Below are 17,779 nucleotides of genomic sequence, written 5' to 3' on the forward strand. Positions count from 1 at the left end.
CGCGCCCTGTTCGATGTATCCCACTCAAACTTTTGTGAAAGAAGAATTCTATGAGCCAGAATCCCTATGAGCCGCAGCCCGCGGCGTCCCTGGTTTCCGGCGGGTATTTTCCCGGTCAGGTGCCCGGCACGCAGGCGTCTTCAGCTCCCGCCCAGCGCCTGGTGGCGATGGAAGAAGAGCCTGAAGAGAAGATGATTGAGGCAGCACTGCGCCCTAAGTCCCTGGACGACTTTGTGGGTCAGCGCCGTGTGCGTCAGCAGCTGTCCCTGGTGCTGGAGGCTTCGAAGATGCGTGGCCGTAGCGCCGACCATGTGCTGCTGTCGGGCCCTCCCGGTCTGGGTAAGACCACTCTCGCAATGATTATTGCGGCAGAGATGGAGGCGCCGCTGCGCATCACCTCCGGTCCGGCGATTCAGCATTCGGGTGATTTGGCGGCGATTCTGTCTTCGCTGACTCCCGGTGAGGTGTTGTTCCTGGATGAGATTCACCGTATGAGCCGCCCGGCTGAGGAAATGCTCTACATGGCGATGGAAGATTTCCGTGTGGACATTGTGGTCGGTAAGGGTGCGGGTGCGACTTCCATTCCGCTGGAGCTGCCGCAGTTCACTCTGGTGGGTGCGACGACCCGTGCGGGTCTGCTGCCCGGTCCTCTGCGTGACCGTTTCGGTTTTACCGGTCACCTGGAGTTCTACTCGGTGGAGGAGCTGGAGCTGGTGCTGCGCCGTAGCGCTGGTCTGATGGATATGCAGATTACCTCCGAGGGTTTCACCGAGATTGCCGGTCGTTCCCGCGGCACGCCGCGTATTGCGAACCGCCTGCTGCGTCGTGTGCGTGACTGGGCACTGGTCAACGGTGTGGACCGCATCAATGCGACCGATGCCGCAACCGCGCTGGACATGTACGAGGTAGATTCGCGCGGCCTGGACCGTCTGGACCGCGCCGTGCTGGAGGCGCTGATTCACAAGTTCGGCGGTGGCCCGGTGGGTCTGTCCACCCTCGCCATTGCGGTGGGTGAAGAGACGGAGACCGTGGAGACGGTTGCCGAGCCGTACCTGGTGCGTGAGGGCCTGATTGGTCGCACCCCGCGCGGTCGTGTGGCTCTGCCCGCGGCGTGGGAGCACCTCGGCTTGGAAGCGCCCGAGATTCAACTCTAGATCCGTATCAGCTTAGGCCCGCACCAGCTGATAACACTGTAGTAGCCCGTGGGAGGTATCCGCCTCCTGCGGGCTTCTCTGTGCCCCGGTAGCTTTTCTACAGGCACGGTATCTCTTCTGCAGGGGCGGTAACTCTTCTGCAGGCGCGGCACTCTTCTACCGGTTCTGCAGGCGCTGTCGGGTTCCATTGGGCTCTACCGGGCTCTGTCGGCGACATAAAATTACGCCGAGAGAGTCCAAAACTCAGGTTAACCTCACAAAAACGCTGGTTCGGGGCGCTAAAGCTCATGCTCTCGCGTAGGATGGATACGTACTGTATCTACGATTCCACACCTTCTGGTACGCTCAACCCTCGCGGTGAGCGGCACGGGTGCGGATGTGAAAGTGAGACCATGGATTTTAACCTCCTGATTATGATCGCCATGATGGCGCTGCTGGCATGGATGATGTTCTCCGCCCAGAAGCGTCAGCGTAAGCAGATGGAGGAACTGCGCGCAATGCAGCAGTCTCTCGTCCCCGGCACCCAGGTGATGACTGGTTCCGGCATCTACGGCACCGTTGTCAGCACTGACCTTGAGAACAACAAGCTGCAGCTTCAGATTGCGGACGGTGTTGTTATCACCCTGGCACTGAACGCGATTATGGCCGTCGTTGAGGAGGAAGCCCCCGCAGCGCCCCTGACCGAGGACGTGTACGAGGCTACCGCATCCGAAGCTCCCGCTTCCGATACCTCTTCTGATACTGCTAAGTAATTCAGCGCGTATGAGCCCGGCGCCCAGTGAGCGGCGTCGGGTTTTCGCGTTACGGAATCTGTAGAACACTCAATACTATTCACACGAAGAAGGAACATTATGGCTAAGCGTTCACCGCTTGCAGCCGCGCGAGGGGCACTCCTCTCGATGGTCCTGCTCATGGTTGTTATGGCTGCCGGTATTTTCGGCACCACCTACTCGGGAGGTTCTTGGGCACCGAAGCTCGCCCTGGACCTTTCGGGTGGTACTCAGATGATTCTTTCTCCGAAGGTCAATGGCTCTTCGGATGGGAACGTCACCCAGGAGCAGTTGAACCAGGCGGTTGAGATTATTCGTCAGCGCGTTGATGGTGCCGGCGTTTCGGAGGCGGAGGTTACCACCTCCTTCGGCTCGGGTAATAACGTAGTTGTTTCGGTTCCCGGAACGATTAGCGCTGAGACTCGTCAGCTGATTCAGGCGTCTGCAAATATGACGTTCCGCCCGGTGCTGCTTTCTGGTGCCGGTACTGCGGTGGCTGAGGATGCCCGCACTGCGGACGATAAGCTGCCCAAGCCGTCTGCGGAGCCGACTGATGGTTCGGACCGTAACTGGATTACGGCGGACCTGTACAAGCAGTACGAGGCGAAGGACTGCACCGCGGCACGCAATGAGGACGCCGATAGTGCGGACCCGACTAAGCCGATGGTGGCGTGCTCCACTGACGGTCAGGAGAAGTACATTCTGGGTCCTGTGGAGCTGAGCGGTAGCGATATTTCTACCGCAAGCCACTCGCAGGAGACGAGCGGTCAGGGCGTGACTACGGGCCGTTGGGCTGTGAACATTCAGTTCAACGATGAGGCTCGTGAGAAGTTCCAGAACATTACTTCTCGCCTGAACGCGATTCGTGCGCAGAACGCACATGATCCGCGTGCCCGCTTCGCGATTCTGCTGGACGGCAAGGTGCTGTCTTCCCCGGTGTCGCAGGCTGTGATTTCTGATGGTAAGCCGCAGATTACCGGTAACTTCACTGAGCAGGAGGCGAAGGCTCTCGCCGATCAGCTCAAGTACGGTGCCCTGCCGATTAGCTTCACGATCCAGTCGGAGCAGCAGATTTCTGCGACCCTGGGTTCGGAGCAGTTGCGCGTGGGTCTGCTGACCGGTCTGATTGGTCTGCTGCTGGTGTTTGTGTACTCGCTGTTCCAGTACCGTCTGCTGGGCTTTGTGACGATTGCGTCGCTGGTTGTTGCGGGCATTATTTCGTACGAGGCGATTGCGCTGTTGGGTTGGGCGTTGAATTACCGCCTGTCCCTGGCTGGTGTGGCGGGTCTGATTGTGGCGATTGGTGCTACGGCTGACTCGTTCATCGTCTACTTTGAGCGTATCCGTGATGAGATCCGTGCGGGCCGCACGATCCCGTCGGCGGTGAACCACGGTTGGCAGCGTGCATCCCGCACTATCCTGGCGTCGAAGGCTGTGAACCTGCTGGCTGCTGTGGTGCTGTACGTGGTATCGGTCGGTTCGGTGAAGGGCTTCGCGTTCACCCTTGGTTTGACTGCGATTGCTGACCTTGTGGTCGTGTACCTGTTCACCCACCCGATGCTGACTCTGCTGGCGAATACCCGCTACTTCGGTGAGGGTCACCGCCACTCGGGCTTGTCGCCTGAGTCGCTGGGCGCTACGCCGCTGTACCGTGGTGCCGGTCGCCTCCGCACCCCGGAGGAGAAGCAGCTGAGCATTGCTGAGCGTCGCCGTGCAGAGCGTGCTGCCGCTGAGGCTGACGAGTCTGCTTCTGATGAGAAGAAGGAGAGCTAAGCATGGCTACCGATGTGAAACCTAATGCTTTTGCCCGCTTCGGTAATGACCTGCATTCGGGCGCCCGCTCGTACCCCTTCGTGGGTAAGCGCCGCCTGTGGCTGCTGCTTGCGGCTGTGCTGATGGCGGTTTCGGTTCTGATTCCGGCTGTTGGTGGCGGCTTCAACCTGGGTATTGATTTCCGTGGCGGTTCGGAGTTCGTGGTCTCGAAGACTGCGCACGTTGATACTGCTACGGGTGAGCGCATTATTCACGAGAAGGCGAAGGACGCTTCGGATGTTCGCGTGACCAATATTGCGCCGGGTACGATTCGTGCCCAGATGAGCAAGCTCAGCGATGATGAGACTCTGCAGGTGAAGGCGGCTCTGCAGGAGGGTTACGGCGTCTCTGAGAATGACGTGACCTCCTCGTTTGTGGGCCCGACCTGGGGTGCGGATGTGACCCGTCAGGCGTTCTGGGGTCTGGTCGCGTTTGTGGTGCTTGCGCTGATTGGTATGGCGTTCTACTTCCGTACCTGGAAGATGTCGCTGGCGTCTATTGCGGGCCTGTTCTTCACCGTGGTGGTGACGGTTGGCCTGTATGCCGCGTTCGGCTTCGAGATCACTCCGAGTGCGATTATTGGTTTCTTGACAATTCTGAGCTACTCGCTATACGACTCGGTGGTGGTGTTCGATAAGATCCGTGAGAACACTGAGGATGTGCTGGAACGCCGCGACACGACCTTTGCCGAGCAGATTAACCTGGCGGTGAACCAGACTCTGGTCCGTTCGATTAACACCGCTATTGTGGGTGTTCTGCCGGTGGGCGCGATCCTGTTCATTGGTGCGTTCATCCTGGGTGCGGGTACTCTGCAGGACCTGTCCCTGTCGCTGTTCGTGGGTATTCTGGTGGGCATGTTCGGCACGCTGTTCGTGTCTGCGCCGCTGTATGCTTCGCTGCGTTTGGGTGAGGCTCAGATTCGTGAGCACACCGCGAAGGTGGAGAGCGGCAGCTTCAAGGACGCTGAGGATGCTGACGAGGCTGAGGGTGACTCTTCGGAGGAGCCCGCCGAGGCTGAGAAGGCTGCGAAGTCTGAGGAATCTGCTGACAAGGCGACCGAGGACGAGAAGGCAACCGAGAAGCCTGCTAAGAAGCCGGCACGTGCAACCATTGAGATTCACCGCGTGAACCTGAACGGTTAGCCAGCGTTCCGCCAGCGCTACTGGCGTTGCTAACGATAGGGGAGTCGATACCGAAAGGTGTCGGCTCCCCTTTAGCGTGCCCGGGGTCTTATACCCGCTGGTCTGTTCCTGCCGGCCTAATATTTCACAGGTCTAATGTGTCACAGTGCGGCATAGTTTACGCGCATATTTTGGCTCATATCCGTGTGCTGGGTAGGATAAAGGTAGAAGATACTGCGCGCCCGCATCCACGCCTTTCAACGACGAGCAGATTCGGGGGCTCAGGTCATCGCTGTTACGTCCAAAGGAGCCCGGAATGAGTGCAGAACCTGCCGTGAACACCAACGCTGAGAACCCTGCAGGGACCGCCGAGAAGCCCGCGGTTCGGCCCGCTGGCCCGATTCCTCTGCCTGAAACTGATTCGTCTGATGCGAAGAGGAAGCGCGGCTCGCACCGTGTCATGGCTGCTAGCGGGCGTGTGCCTAACCGCCTCGTTTTTGGTGGCCGCAGCAGCAAGATGGAGGCGTCCGATTCGCACGGCGGTACCATCCGTTTCTCCCCGATGATTGCGCCGGTCGTGCGTGCCGTACGCCGCTACCACCCGGATGAGGACATCCAGGTGCTGCAGCGCGCCTACGAGGTGGCGAACCGCTGCCACGAGGGTCAGAAGCGTAAGAGTGGCGACCCGTACATCACCCACCCGGTCGCCGTGACCGCGATTCTTGCGGAGATGGGCGCGACCGGCCCCGTGCTCGCTGCCGGCCTGCTGCACGACACCGTGGAAGACACCGACTACACGATGGAGCAGCTCACCGAAGAGTTCGGTGAGGAGGTCGCCTACCTGGTCGACGGCGTGACCAAGCTGGACAAGATGACCTACGGCGAGAACGCCTCCATTGAGACGATCCGCAAGCTCGTGCTGTCCATGAGCAAGGACATCCGCGTGCTGCTCATCAAGCTTGCCGACCGCCTGCACAACGCCCGCACCTGGCGTTTTGTGCCGCAGGCTTCTGCCGCGAAGAAGGCAGAAGAGACCCTGAAAATTTACGCGCCGCTCGCGCATCGCCTGGGCCTGAACACGATTAAGTGGGAGCTGGAGGACCTGTCCTTCGCCGCCATGAGCCCGGAAATTTACGCCGAAATGGTGCGCATGGTCGGCGAACGCACCCCCGCGCTCGAAAAGTTCCTGAACGAGGCGCGCACCAAGATTACGGACCGCCTGAAAGAGGTGGGCATCGACGCGACCGTGACGGGCCGCCCGAAGCACTACTATTCGATTCATCAGAAGATGAAGACGAAGGGCCGCAGCTTCGACGAGATTAATGACATCCTCGCCGTGCGCATCATGGTTGAGGAAGAGGCGGAATGCTACACCGTGCTCGGCCACGTGCTGTCCCTGTGGCCGTCGATGACTGGCCGTTTCAAGGACTACATTAAGAACCCGAAGAACAACAACTACCAGTCGCTGCACCTGACCGTGTACGGTCCGGGCAACCTGCCGCTTGAGATTCAGATCCGCACCTACAAGATGCACGAAGAGGCCGAGTACGGTGTGGCTGCGCACTGGCGCTACAAGGCGGCATCGCGCGGCGAGAAGGTTGCGCCTCGCGCAGGCGCGCCCGCGAAGGACCCGAAGGAGCCGAGCACCCAGACCTTGGCAATGATGAACGTCGGCATCCTGCAGTCTATTGCCGAGATTTCGAACTCCAACCCGGAGTCGGAGAAGTTCTACGAGTCGCTCGCTGACACCCTTGACACCGACGAAATCGTGGTCCTTACCCCCAACGGCGAGGCAATCGCCCTGCCCAACGGATCCACCCCCGTGGACTTCGCCTACGCCATCCACAGTGAGGTCGGCGACCGCACCGTCGGCGCGAAGGTCAACGGCCGCCTCGTGCCGCTGCACACGGTCCTGCCCACCGGCGCCACCGTGGAGATTATGACCACGAAGAACGAAGACGCCGGACCCAGCGAGGACTGGCTGAAGTTCGTTCGCTCCTCACGCGCTCGCACGAAGATTCGCCAGTACTTCGCGAAGGAACGCCGCCTGGAGGCGCTGCTCGCAGGCCGCGAGATGCTCACCAAGAGCATGCGCAACAGTGAGCTACCGCTGCAGAAGATGATGAGCCCGGAGATCATGACTCAGGTGGCTCAGCTGCTGCACAAGAACGATGTGGCATCGCTGTACCGTGCGATTGGTGAACACGAGATCGCGCCGAAGCAGGTCATTGACACCCTCGTTGAGGTGCACCGTGGCGACGAGCCGGCACCCGAGGTTGAGGTCAGCGACTTTGACGAGACGCTGCTGAAGTCGACCCGCAAGGCGATTGGCGATAACGGTGTGATTGTGCCGGGTGCTGAGGGTGTGCTGACGAAGATTGCGCGCTGCTGCACCCCGGTCCCGCCGGATGACATTATCGGCATTGTGACCCGCTACAACGGCATTTCGGTGCACCGCCGTGACTGCCCGAACATGCGTAACGCTGACGAGGAGCCGCGCGTGACCACGGTTGAGTGGGCGTCTTCGCCGACCGCTACGTACCGTGTGCAGATTCAGGTGGAGGCGCTGGACCGTAAGGGCCTGCTGAGCGACCTGATCCGTGCGATTTCTGAGTCGGGCGTGAACATTCTGGATGCGCGCGTGCACACTTCGGAGGATCGTACCGTGGTGGACCGCTTCGCCCTGGAGCTGGGTGACCGCTTCATGCTGGAGCACGTGCTGAACGTGGTCCGTAACGTGACGGGCGTGTACAAGGCGTACCGTCTGACGGGCGCGAAGCCCTCGGAAGCGTAAGCTCTTTAGAAATATCCTTCATGTGTTGATTTTGGGGTGCTGGTTTTTGTACTCTGGAGTTAACCGTTCGGCCCGCTACTCTTGATGGAGTAGACGGGCCGGATTTCTATTTTCTGGTCTATACGATGAGAAGCCACATGTGTTTCGAAAAGCCACTTCTTTGGTGGCTTCTCGAAACACATGTGGCTTTTCGCTGTTTAGGGGGAGGGGCGGGACTCTTTCGATAGGTTAGTGTCTTTGCCGTGGGTCTTTAACCCGCAGTGAAGACACTAACCTATCGAAACAGCCAATGGCTCAGCGATGACGAACGGACGCGTGCGGCTTTCTCCTCTTAGGCATAATGGGTGTAGCGGCAAGGGCTGCCGCCACATACACGAAAAGGTTTATGTATGGTCAATTCTTATACGTCCGGTTTCCTAAATTTCTTGAGTCACGAGCATAACCCTCTAAGGACGCACTCATAGGGGGAAATCAACTAGCCGGGGAAGTAATCAGCTTGGTGGTAGTTAGAGCGTAGAGCGTGTAGACGGTAATAAGTATTCCCGTAATAGCTGCAAATTTATCGCAATAGCTGTGTTCTCACGCTTATCTTGTCAGGGGTTCCATATATTTTGAGTGTATGGAGCAAGGGTATAGCTCCATGGGGTCTGTTATCTGAGTGAACCGAAGGAGAGATACTCATGGACCTGAGCGGTTACTACACTGGCGATGATTTTCGTGAGTTCTATGCAGGGCAGGATGCCTCGAATATTGACGATTTCTTCACTGAGAACAGTGAGTATCTGATGGAGCGGCTTCCTGAGCTGACTGATTATGACGCTCTTGCTCAGATTCGTTTTTGCGATTCTTGTGCGGCTTTGTGTCAGAGCGGTTACGCTTTGGATGAAGCTGAGGAAGCTCTCCGGGATACCTATACTTTGGCTGTTTGAACCCGGGCTGTTTGAGTCTGACCCTTCTAGATTCAGAGCTGAGTCTAGCGTTTGTTTTTCTTTCTTTATGGGGCTGTAGGCTTCGTATATTTTCTGTTTTCTATCCGCTTCTGGCGACCCGAAAGGTACTGTTGTGACGACCATTAACGATTATCAGGCTAAGTTTTATGCGCATGAGTTGCGCCGTAGCTATGCCGATAATGAGCTGGGTAAGCTGACGAGCCTGCTGTTTGATGCGCAGGTTGAGCCTAAGCCGCATCAGATTGATGCTGCTCTTTTTGCTTTGCAGTCTCCCCATATGAAGGGCGCTATCCTCGCTGATGAGGTTGGTCTGGGTAAGACTATTGAGGCTGGCATTGTGATTACTCAGTTTTGGTCTGAGCGTCGCCGCAATATTTTGATTGTGGCGCCGGCGTCGTTGCGTCAGCAGTGGAAGCAGGAGTTGTGGGATAAGTTCATGATTCCTGCGACTCTGGTTGATTCTAAGAATGCGAAGACTGTGATTGATGAGGCTCGTCATGGTGAGCCGTCTGTCTTGGTCTGCTCGTACCAGTTCATGAAGAGTTTTGAGAATCGTCTGGCTTCGTTGCCGTGGAATCTGATGGTGCTGGATGAAGCTCACTACCTGAGGAATTTCTATTTGCCGGGTAAGAAGCAGCCGAAGACTGCTTTGGCGGCTTCGAAGGTTGCTAAGTCAGCGCAGAAGGTTCTTCTGCTGACGGCTACTCCTTTGCACAATAAGCTGGAGGAGCTGTATGGCTTGGTGTCTGTGATTGACCCTGAGTTTTTCGATAGTTTGAAGGCGTTCCGTGCTCGCTACGCTAACGTATCTGATGAGTTGTCCTACGAAGAGGCGATGGAAGATCTGCGTGAGCGTTTGAGTATGCTGTTGAAGCGTCACCTGCGTCAGGATGTGAACCTGTACGTGCGTTACACGAACCGTGGTACTGAGACGTTTAAGTTTGAGCCGACGGAGCAGGAGAAGCAGCTGTACGAGATGGTGCAGTCGTTTATTCATAACTCTACGTTTATGCGTATGTCGCCGGCGCGTAGTCTGATGACTATCCAGCTGTTTAAGCGCTTGGGTTCTTCGACGTTTGCGGCAGCGACGACTCTTGATTCTATGGCTAAGCGTTTGCAGAGTATTGCTTCGGCTGATGTTTTGACGGAGAAGGAGGTTGCTGCGGCTTCTCGCTCGTTTGCAACTGTTGGGGCTGATGCTGATGGTGCAGAGGTTCTTGGTACCGACTCTGCCGGTACCGATTCCACCGCTACTGGTCCTACTAGCACCAGTTTTGTGTGTACTACGCCTGATGTGGATAGGGGTCCTTCGGATGACGAATGGCTATTGAAGCTGTCGGATGATTCGGATAGCTTCTCGGACCGTGTTCTGACGGAGCATGAGATGGAGGAGCTTCGTAAGGAGTCCGCAGAATTGTCGCGTGTAGCGAAGTATGCGGCGTCTATTAGGGAGAATGCGAAGGCCTACAAGTTGCTGGAGGCCTTGGAGCGCGGCTTTGAGAGTATGCGTGCTATTGGTGCGCCGGAGAAGGCCATTATTTTTACGGAGTCGACCCGCACTCAGGATTACTTGAAGCAGGTTCTGACTACGGCTGGTTATGGTGATGAGCTGGTGCTGTTCAACGGTTCGAATGCCTCGAAGGAGCAGCGCAAGATTTACCGTGAGTGGCTGAAGGAGCATGAGGGTAGTGACCTTGTCACCGGTGTTCAGGCTGCTGATATGCGTAAGGCTCTGGTTGATAAGTTCCGTAATTCGGCTCGCATTATGATTGCGACGGAGGCTGCGGGCGAGGGTATTAACCTGCAGTTCTGTTCCCTGTTGGTGAATTATGATTTGCCGTGGAACCCGCAGCGTGTGGAGCAGCGTATTGGTCGTGTTCACCGTTATGGTCAGAAGCATGATGTTTTGGTGATTAACTTCTTGAACACTGAGAATGTGGCGGAATCGCGCGTGCTGTCTCTGTTGACTGATAAGTTCCAGATTTTCACGGGTGTTTTTGGCGCAAGTAATGAGATTCTTGGTGCTATCGCTTATGGTGCTGATTTTGATAGGAAGATTGGTGCTATTTTTGCGAACGCTAAGACGGCTGAGGAGATTGAGGAGGCATTCCGTGAGCTTGAGGAAGAGAACGCCGATCTGATCGCTGAGGGTATGCGTGAGACGAGCTCTAAGGTGTTTGAGAACCTGGACGCGAATGTTCAGGATAAGCTCAAGCATTACGATGAGGGTTCGCGTGAGCTGTTGGGTGTTTTTGAGCGTCTGCTGATGGAGTTGACGAAGCACGAGCTGGCTGACTTGGCTGATTTTGCGAATGATTCACGTCGTTTTGTTTTGCGTGAAGTGCCTGCTTATGATGATGCTGAGAACGGCGATATTGTCCCTGGCACGTATGCGCTCAAGGAGGATTCGGATAATCACACTCGTCAGTACCGTTTTGATTCGCCGCTGGGTCGTTTTGTGGTGGATTCGGCGTTGAACAGTGAGACTCCGCAGCGTGAGCTGGTGTTCTCGGTGTCGGCTTCGGAACGTCCCTCGAAGTACGCGCAGTCGTTGGTGGGTACTTCGGGTGAGTTGAGCCTGCGTGAGGCGACCTATACGGCATCGGTTGAGGGTCAGTTGGTGCAGGAGTCGTATCTGGTTGCTGGTGGTTTCACTGATTCGGGTGAGCCGCTGTCTGCTGATGATGTGAATGATTTGATGTCTTTGCGTTGCGTGAGTGAGAGCCCTGTTGCTGGCATGATGTTTGCGGATCGTATGGAGTCTCAGATTCAGGAGCAGATGGAACGCCTGGCTGCTGAGGTGAATGAGCGTAATGGCCGTTTCTTGGAGGATTTGTGGCAGATTCAGGATGCTCGTGCGCAGGATATTCGTGCGGAGGCCGAAGCGGAGAAGCAGGAGCTGCTGAGGAAGGAACGTCAGCTGGCTGTTGCATCTAGGCGTGAGGCTGACCTGTCGAAGCGTATGCAGATGCGTGTGGAGGCTCGAAAGCTGAATAAGCAGGTGAGTGAGGTGGAGCGTAGGATGCAGCAGAGGCTTGCTGACTTTGATGTGTACATGGAGGACACCCTGGATCGCATGAAGAAGTCTAAGGATGCGACGAGCTCGGTTCAGGACTTGTTCACGATTCGTTGGCGTGTTGAGCAGTAAGTAGGCTCTTTACGGGCTGGAAGGCGGCTCGGTGTGGGTGACCATGCCGGGCCGCTTTTTGACGGTTTCGTTGGACAGCGTGGCGGTTATGTCGGAAACTAGAAGGGTACATTTTAGACGGTATGTCCCAAACCTAAATCTTTGTGTTGGCCTATCTTTGTAGTGTGCTGAATCGAGGAGTTTTAGGGCTCTGGCATGGGGATAGAGTTGTTCCTGTGGTAGTCGGCTAGTCAATGTTGAGACTGGACGGCAGCGAGTAGGTGCCGTGTTTTTATGGTTTGAGGCATATGTGATGGAAGGTTTATCGACGATGAGCGAAGTATCTGAATTCGGCAGTGTGCCGTTGTCTTCTCCGGATATGAGGGCGAATCTGTGGGAGCAGTTGCAGGTTTCGGCTCCGGAAGTTTTTGCCGATGGCAAGCTGAATGTGGAGGCTCTGCAGAACCTTCTGGGTGATGAGAATCTGGCGGGGGGGGGTGCTGAGAAGTTTGGTTTGACTTGGCCGGGTAAGCGTGAGGCTCAGCGTGTGGCACAGTTGCCGACGTCTGCTGCTATTCACCCGCAGATTTCGGATTCTGTGGATTGGGGATCGACCCGCAATGTGTTTATTGAGGGCGAGAACCTGGAGACTCTGAAGGCTTTGCGCACGGCGTACCGTGGCAAGGTGAAGATGGTGTACATTGATCCGCCGTATAACACGGGTAAGGATTTTGTGTATTCTGATCGTTTTGCGCAGACTGTGCGTGAGCACGAGTTTGAAACTGGCGCTCGTGATGCTGAGGGTGCGCTGAAGGCGGGTACGGCTTTTGAAATGAATACCTCAAACTCGGGCGCGTATCACTCGAATTGGTTGAGCATGATGTACCCGCGCCTGGTGTTGGCACGCGAGTTGCTAACTGAAGACGGACTGATTTTTATCTCTATTGATGATTACGAAGTCGATAATCTTCGGGCTATTTGTAATGAGATTTTTGGGCAGCATAATTCTCTGAATGAAAACCCGGTTTCATTTATTTGGCCTCGTTCAGGTGCGACTGCTGGAATGGTACGTACTGGGCATGAATATATTCTTGTTTACGCGAAGAACCGCAGCTCACTGAAACAGTTTAAAGTCTTTTCTTCCGAAAATGATTTTATTGAAGACCGCGCAATTAAAAAAATCTCTCGCAGTAACCCTGAATCATCGCTTACGCTAAAAGCGGGTATGAGGTTCGAGGGTAATAATGCAGAATTTACGGGTACTATCGGTACGAATGAGACCATGACAATTGATGGTGTTATGCGTTTTGAAAACGGTCGGCTTACCGAAGATGTAACCGTATCTGCGGGGTGGGCTATGAAGAGCCAGATTCAACAGTGGATGCAGGGTGAAGATACTTTTGACACTAAGGGGCAGCGGGTAGTCGAATTCTTCTTTAATAAAAAGGGTCTTCTGCGTTACCGAAAAGAACGGTCTGTATTTTCTCCCTCAACTATCCTTGAGTCAAATATAGTTGGTACTACTAAGAGCGCTTCTAATGAGATAGCTGAAATTCTTGGATATAAGAATCCTTTCAGCTACCCTAAGCCGACTGCTCTTATCCAGTATTTGATGTCTTTCTGCACCTCTGGTGAAGATATCATTCTGGACTTCTTTGCTGGTTCTGGAACTATTGCTCAGGCTGTTGTTCAACAAAACATTGTTGATCAGCAGAATCGCCGCTATATCGCGGTGCAGCTCCGAGAAGACCTGGACCAGGCAAGCGAAGCGTTCTCTCAGGGAGACCGAACTATTCCTGATGTCGTACGTCATCGTCTCAGGAATCTTCCTAGCTATGTCCATGAAAAGTACGCCGAGCAGATTGCTCAGCGCTCCGAGGACAACCCCCTCGACACCGGATTCCGAGCCTTCACCCTGGGTGATAGCTGCTTCAAGAGCTGGAAGGTAGACAGTAGCATCCACGTGGAGCAACTGGACCGGCTCTTCGAGGATCTGGGGGAGAGCATCAAACCCGGCACCGACCCCTACGATATTCTCTTTGAGCTCCTGCTCAAGAGCGGCTGCCCCCTGAACGTGGAACTGACCCCCTTCTCCTTCGGCTATACGAAATTCTTTGCCGTTGAATCTGGTGCGCTAGCCTTCACGCACCTGCCCACCGAAGACCCTGCAACCATCCCGAGCCTTGAAGACTGGGAAAAGGCCATCAACAAGTTCCACGAAATCTACGGCTACGAACCGGTCCAGCTAATCATGATTGAAGACGCGCTCTCCAACAAGAACAACTACGTCAACGTAGACAGCCTCAAGCTGAACCTGGTGCAGCTCGCCAAGCAGCACGGCATCAACCGCGAAGACGTACTCTTCGCCTAGAAGCACCAGCACACAGCTGAATAGGTTCCTCACGCGGACCCTGCAGAACAACCCGGCGGCGGTGAAAACACACCGCAATTCACCGCCGCCGTGGTTCTTCTAAGAACCCGTAACCCCTGAACCACTTCAGCGACCACACTCATAGCAAACAAACTCCGAAAGACCCCCGTCCGAAAGACCACTGCCATGCCTCACCCCGACCCTCAGGTCCCCACACCTAACCCCTTATACCGCGGCGCAGCAAGCCCTTCCAACCCCAGCCCCGCACCCCAGCGTAAAGGCTTCGTCTTCGACCCCTCACAGAAGCACCAGATGCGTGCCATTGACTCCACCGTGGCGCTCTTCGAAGGGCAGATGAAACACACCGGAACCAGCCGCAACATCATCCCCACAGGTGCTGCCGCTGAAGAGAACACCCTTTTCGCCGCCCGCGCCGCAGGCGTCGTCTACAACCAGCTCGACCTTGACCGTGAAGCCCTTTTCAACAACCTCATTAAGGTGCAGGAGAGCAACTACCTCGAGCATAGTGTGGAGCTCATAGTAGAAGATGGTGTACCCCACTACGACATCGAAATGGAAACCGGCACCGGTAAAACCTACGTCTACCTGCGCAGCATCCTCGAACTTGCCAAGAACTACGGGTTCACCAAGTTCGTTATTGTCGTACCCTCCGTAGCGATTCGTGAAGGCGTCAAGACCAGCATCAACTCCATGCGCTCGCACTTTGAGAACCTGTACCTGCAGCACGGTGTGTCCCTCCGCGAAACCTTCTACAGGGGCGACACTCCTGAAGAGGTCTACTCCTTCGCAACCGGTATCGGTGTCGAGGTTCTCATCACCACTATCAGCGCACTCAACACCACCAAAAAAGATGACCGTATCATCTATCGGGAACGCGATAGCCTCAACGGTCTGGCGCCCATCGACTACATTCGTGCTACCCGCCCCGTCGTCATCCTCGACGAACCGCAGCGCATGAAAAGCGACAATAGTACCATCGCAATTTCAGAGCTTAACCCCCTTGCTGTCCTGCGCTACAGCGCTACCCACGATAAGGTCCGCAACCTCGTCTACCGCCTCGATCCGGTAGACGCCATGCAACAGAACCTTGTGAAGAAGATTTCCGTCGCTGAGGTCCTCATCGATGGCATGACTACTACCCCTTACATTCGTTTTATTACTGTTGACCCGACAAAGAGGCCCCTCAAAGCCATCCTAGAATTGGCCACAATAACTAAGCAGGGTGGCATCAAACGCGAAAAAAAGACCTTCAAACAGGGTGAATCTTTGAAGAGCAAGACCAACAACGACGCCTACGGCGATATCGCAGTCAACCACATCAGTGTGGAGTACGGGGAAGAAAATGCCTTCGTTGAACTGAGCGCCATCGAAGGTAAAAACCTGCTCCGTCCTTACGAATCCCTCGGCGATGAAAACATGGACCAGGTGCACCGTGCCATGATTCGTGAAACCATTCGTCAGCATCTCAAGAAGGAATACATACTGCAGAAGGAAGGCGTTAAGGTTCTTTCGCTCTTCTTCATCTATAGCGTGCGCAGCTACCTGGGCGACGGAACCAATAACCTTGACGCCAACGGCGACTTCGCCCGCTGGTTCGATGAAATCTACGTTGAAGAAGTCGAACGCCTCGAGCAGATGACCGGAACCAGTAACTTCTGCTCGCACGACCCTCTGAGCGCCCGTAGTGCTTACTTCGCACAGCTCAAAGCCAAGCGCGGCCAGACCCAGGGCGAATACGTGGACTCCACCGACAAGCAGGAAAGGAAGGAAGACGACGACGCCTACGAGCTCATCATGCAGGACAAAGAACGCCTGCTTAGCCATGAAGAACCCGTACGCTTCATCTTCAGTCACTCGGCACTCCGCGAAGGGTGGGACAACCCCAATATTTTCCAGATTTGCGTGCTCCGCACCATGAACACCGCGATGGAACGTCGCCAGACCATCGGCCGCGGCCTGCGCCTGCCCGTCAGCGTCAACAATGGAACCCTCACGCGAATTTCCGACCCGAATCTCGCACGCCTGACCGTCATCGCCAACGAGTCGTACCGTGACTTTGCCGAAAACCTGCAGAAGGAATACCGCGAAGCCGGCGTAAGCATCGGACGTGTGCGCCGCACCGACTTTGCGGGTATTGCCGCGCGTCAGAACGGCGAAGTCTCTCCGACTGACACCCTCGGCGTTGCCCAGTCTGGTGAAATTTTTGATGTCCTCGTTAAGAACGGAATGCTCACGCAGGACGGTGAACCGACCCGCTCGTTCACCCCGAACCAGGTCGACTTCAGCCTCAGATTGCCCGAAGAGTACGCACCTTACGAAGACAAAATCATCCAGATTCTCGTTGACAACCAGAACACCACCAAATTTGTCGAAAATGAGAAGAACAGGAACGGGGAGCCTCGCAAGTTCAACCCGGACTTCCCTCGTCAGCTCTTTAGTGAGCTCTGGGAACGCATCGCCGTGGACACCGGCTACCGCGTCCTGCTTGACTCAAACACTTTATCTAATAAAGCAGTAGAGCTGATTTGTGAGGCAACTGAGCATATTCGACCTGTCCAGATTCGTATTGAAGAGTCTGCTCTTGATGTACATCGTTCCGGTATCAAGACTGGAACGAACCTTGGAGATGCTTCGGCTCGATTGGAAAAGATTGATTATTCATATCCCCTGCCCGATATTGTGGCAGAGCTACAGAAAGCGACCGATCTCTCTCGCAAGACCATCGTTGATATCCTCAAGAACTCCGAAACCCTGGATAAGTTCATTGCGAACCCCGGTGAATACATGGTGACCGTGCGTAGGATCCTGCAGAGCGTTGTCGAAGATGTTGCTGTCTCGAACGCTGTCTTCCGCCCGCGCATCGTTGACGACGAAACCTACATGGAGAAAACCGGGACCGCCCCCCGGTACCGCGCAGAGCTTGAACCGGACGAGGAGCAAGATAATCTCTGGCATGACGTTACCGGTGGTGGCGATTACCTTACTGAGGGTGCCGCTATGCCTCTGATGCTCGCTTCAGAGGCCCTCGCCCAGCTGCAGAATGACCGCAACGACTACCCGCTGGACAAACTCTACAAGGTAGCACAGCCCGAAAAGACGGACTACGACTACCTGGTGCTGGATTCAGACGTGGAACGCCAGTTCGCACAGAAGCTTGAATCAAACTCCGCCGTCAAGTTCTTTATGAAGCTCCCCCCGAACTTCAAGATTGATACGCCCCGCGGCAAGTACAACCCCGACTGGGCGTACGTTTTTGAAGGCGAAGACGGAAAGAAGACCTTCTACGTTGTGGAAACAAAGAGCACCCACAACGAGGCAGAACGTCGTGTCAGTGAGAACCAGAAGATTAAGGCAGGTAAGAAGCACTACGAAGCAGTCAACCGACTGATTCTTAGCGCGAAGTACTCTGACAGTTCTAGCCTGGAAGTCTTGCCGAAGGTTTTCTACGATGTGAAGACTCACGAGGATTCGCCTATTCCCTGGTAGCCGCTGGTAATCCACCCAGAGGTAATCCGCCCAGAAGCCACATGTGTTTCGAAAAGCCACTTCTTTGGTGGCTTCTCGAAACACATGTGGCTTCTCGCTGTTTAGGGGGAGGGGCGGGGGCCTTTCGATAGGTTAGTGCCTTGGCCGTGGGTCTTTAACCCGCAGTGAAGACA

Annotated in this window: 9 protein-coding genes; all 9 read left to right on the forward strand. The window is 55.5% G+C overall.

Translation table 11 applies throughout. The features are described from left to right. The first annotated feature begins 167 nt into the window (after positions 1-167). The 9 genes from ruvB to HMPREF2928_RS06120 all read left to right on the forward strand — a co-directional run bounded on the left by ruvB (position 168) and on the right by HMPREF2928_RS06120 (position 17,606). Complete coding sequence (gene ruvB / locus HMPREF2928_RS06080) at positions 168-1,154, forward strand: Holliday junction branch migration DNA helicase RuvB (protein ID WP_172855776.1); 987 nt, start codon at positions 168-170, stop codon at positions 1,152-1,154. Positions 1,155-1,546: 392 nt separating this feature from the next. Then, entirely contained in the window at positions 1,547-1,906 is a 360-nt protein-coding gene (yajC, locus tag HMPREF2928_RS06085) for a preprotein translocase subunit YajC (protein WP_049342021.1), read from the forward strand. Between the two features lie 99 nt (positions 1,907-2,005). Further along, complete coding sequence (gene secD / locus HMPREF2928_RS06090) at positions 2,006-3,697, forward strand: protein translocase subunit SecD (protein ID WP_070687715.1); 1,692 nt, start codon at positions 2,006-2,008, stop codon at positions 3,695-3,697. A 2-nt stretch (positions 3,698-3,699) separates the two neighbouring features. Continuing rightward, complete coding sequence (gene secF / locus HMPREF2928_RS06095; protein ID WP_070615798.1) at positions 3,700-4,878, forward strand: protein translocase subunit SecF; 1,179 nt, start codon at positions 3,700-3,702, stop codon at positions 4,876-4,878. Between the two features lie 295 nt (positions 4,879-5,173). Next, positions 5,174-7,651 carry a RelA/SpoT family protein gene (locus HMPREF2928_RS06100; protein ID WP_070687717.1) on the forward strand — a complete coding sequence of 826 codons (2,478 nt, stop codon included), beginning with the start codon at positions 5,174-5,176 and terminating at the stop codon, positions 7,649-7,651. A gap of 680 nt (positions 7,652-8,331) precedes the next feature. After that, entirely contained in the window at positions 8,332-8,580 is a 249-nt protein-coding gene (locus HMPREF2928_RS06105; protein WP_070687719.1) for a hypothetical protein, read from the forward strand. A 133-nt stretch (positions 8,581-8,713) separates the two neighbouring features. Next, positions 8,714-11,749: an SNF2-related protein gene (locus tag HMPREF2928_RS06110; RefSeq protein ID WP_070687721.1), complete on the forward strand. Its 3,036-nt coding sequence runs from the start codon at positions 8,714-8,716 to the stop codon at positions 11,747-11,749. Between the two features lie 310 nt (positions 11,750-12,059). Then, positions 12,060-14,099 carry a site-specific DNA-methyltransferase gene (locus HMPREF2928_RS06115; protein WP_070687723.1) on the forward strand — a complete coding sequence of 680 codons (2,040 nt, stop codon included), beginning with the start codon at positions 12,060-12,062 and terminating at the stop codon, positions 14,097-14,099. A gap of 186 nt (positions 14,100-14,285) precedes the next feature. Then, complete coding sequence (locus HMPREF2928_RS06120; protein WP_083311390.1) at positions 14,286-17,606, forward strand: restriction endonuclease; 3,321 nt, start codon at positions 14,286-14,288, stop codon at positions 17,604-17,606. The last annotated feature ends 173 nt before the right edge of the window (positions 17,607-17,779 follow it).

The organism is Rothia sp. HMSC072B04 (assembly GCF_001813725.1).
Lineage (GTDB): Bacteria > Actinomycetota > Actinomycetes > Actinomycetales > Micrococcaceae > Rothia > Rothia mucilaginosa.

Coding starts and splice junctions, on each gene's coding strand:
- ruvB (WP_172855776.1), top strand. CDS start 168: ATGGAAGAAGAGCCTGAAGAGAAGATGATTGAGGCAGCACTGCGCCCT.
- yajC (WP_049342021.1), top strand. CDS start 1,547: ATGGATTTTAACCTCCTGATTATGATCGCCATGATGGCGCTGCTGGCA.
- secD (WP_070687715.1), top strand. CDS start 2,006: ATGGCTAAGCGTTCACCGCTTGCAGCCGCGCGAGGGGCACTCCTCTCG.
- secF (WP_070615798.1), top strand. CDS start 3,700: ATGGCTACCGATGTGAAACCTAATGCTTTTGCCCGCTTCGGTAATGAC.
- HMPREF2928_RS06100 (WP_070687717.1), top strand. CDS start 5,174: ATGAGTGCAGAACCTGCCGTGAACACCAACGCTGAGAACCCTGCAGGG.
- HMPREF2928_RS06105 (WP_070687719.1), top strand. CDS start 8,332: ATGGACCTGAGCGGTTACTACACTGGCGATGATTTTCGTGAGTTCTAT.
- HMPREF2928_RS06115 (WP_070687723.1), top strand. CDS start 12,060: ATGAGCGAAGTATCTGAATTCGGCAGTGTGCCGTTGTCTTCTCCGGAT.
- HMPREF2928_RS06120 (WP_083311390.1), top strand. CDS start 14,286: ATGCCTCACCCCGACCCTCAGGTCCCCACACCTAACCCCTTATACCGC.